The sequence below is a fragment of the Variovorax glacialis genome, assembly GCF_051216375.1.
GTDB lineage: Bacteria > Pseudomonadota > Gammaproteobacteria > Burkholderiales > Burkholderiaceae_C > Variovorax.
In genome coordinates, this window is sequence record NZ_JBPJZT010000061.1 from 1 (window position 1) to 1,569 (window position 1,569).

Below are 1,569 nucleotides of genomic sequence, written 5' to 3' on the forward strand. Positions count from 1 at the left end.
GGAGATGCTATGGATGCCTCTCTCCCGAAGGGGATCAGAAGACTGGAGTTGAGGTGGCGCCGAAGGCGGCAACAGCCGTTCAATCTCAGCAAGAGTGGGGGACCCTCTGCTGGATACGGCATCGAAGTGCCCAAGAGGTGATAGACCAAGGTCTTCACAAACACCGCAGAGGGTCCGTCATGAATCGTAATACAGGCATGAATGCAGGACAAATCATTGGCACCATGAACGGTCGGCAGGTCGTCGGGCTGGACATTGCCAAGCACGTTTTTCAGCTGCACACGGTGGACATGGGCACGGGCGAGGTCATCAACGTGCAGCTCAAGCGCGCCAAGGTCATCGAGCACTTTGCCAATCGCCAGCCCTGCCTCATCGCCATCGAGGCCTGCGGGAGTGGCCACCACTGGGCGCGCGAATTGATGGCCCTGGGCCACACGGTGCGTCTGCTGCACGCCAAGGCGGTGCGGCCCTTCGTCTCGGGCAACAAGACCGATGCCACTGATGCTCGTGCGATCTGGCTGGCCGTGCAACAGCCTGGCGTGAAATTCGTTGGCATCAAATCCGCGGTCCAGCAAGCCACGCTCACGCTGCATCGCCAGCGCGAACTCCTGATGAAGATACGCACCATGCAAACCAACGCCCTGCGTGGGCTGCTGTATGAATTCGGCGCCACCTTCGCCAGGGGCCGCAATGCCCTGTTCAAGGACGTCGATCAGGCTCTGGAAGAGCTCTCGCCACAGTTGCCCCAAATGGTCAGGGACAGCCTGCACGAGCAAGTCCTTCGCATCAAGGCGTTGAACCAGGACATGCAGACGATTGAAAAGCGCCTGGCCATGCAACTCAAGGCCGATGCGGACATGCGACGCATTGCGCAGATCCCAGGCGTGGGCTTGCTCACGGCGACGGCGGCCATTGCCACCATGGGCGAGGCCAGCGCCTTCAAGTCAGGGCGGGAGTTCTGCGCCTGGTTAGGCCTGGTGCCCTCGCAGAGCGGCACGGGCGGCAAGGTACGCCTGGGCAGCATCTCCAAACGAGGTGACACGTACATGCGCACCTTGCTCATTCACGGCGCCAGGAGTGTGCTGAGGCACGCCAAGGAACCTGGGGCGTGGCTCGAAGGGCTCAAGAGCCGCAGGCCCGCCAACGTGGTGATCGTGGCACAGGCGGCCAAGATGGCCCGAACGATCTGGGCCGTGACGGCCGCGCAGCAAGATTACCAACAGGGATTTCAAAGCCTCAGGCCGCAAGCGGCCCCGAGGATTGAGACAGCTAAATGATCAACCAACTGTAGAAAGGATATGGATCGGTCTTCGCAAGGGCAGTAAGGCAGCAACGAGTGAAGTGATGTGAAACAGGTCAGACCGGGACGAGCCAAACCTGCATGATGGACCGGACATAAAAAGTCCGCTTCGGAGATGAGGCGCTTGTCAGCGGATATGCATCGGGGCCAGCGGCGGCAAGTTGGGAAACCAGACAAGCCGCGCAATCAAGGCCGGATATAAGGACGCAGCCGACTTCTTCACAGCACGACACGACTTCTTCTTGCAACCCGGGAGGCATCCATATAAG

Annotated in this window: 2 protein-coding genes; one reads left to right on the top strand and one right to left on the bottom strand. The window is 60.3% G+C overall.

The features are described 5' to 3' along the window. Positions 1–224: 224 nt before the first annotated feature. Positions 225–1,277: an IS110 family RNA-guided transposase gene (locus ACSFBL_RS35565; protein WP_435520497.1), complete on the top strand. Its 1,053-nt coding sequence runs from the start codon at positions 225–227 to the stop codon at positions 1,275–1,277. 79 nt (positions 1,278–1,356) lie between these two features. Here the strand turns inward: ACSFBL_RS35565 and ACSFBL_RS35570 are convergent. Continuing rightward, a partial coding sequence (locus ACSFBL_RS35570) for a hypothetical protein (RefSeq protein ID WP_435520496.1) occupies positions 1,357–1,569 on the bottom strand: 213 nt, incomplete at its 5' end.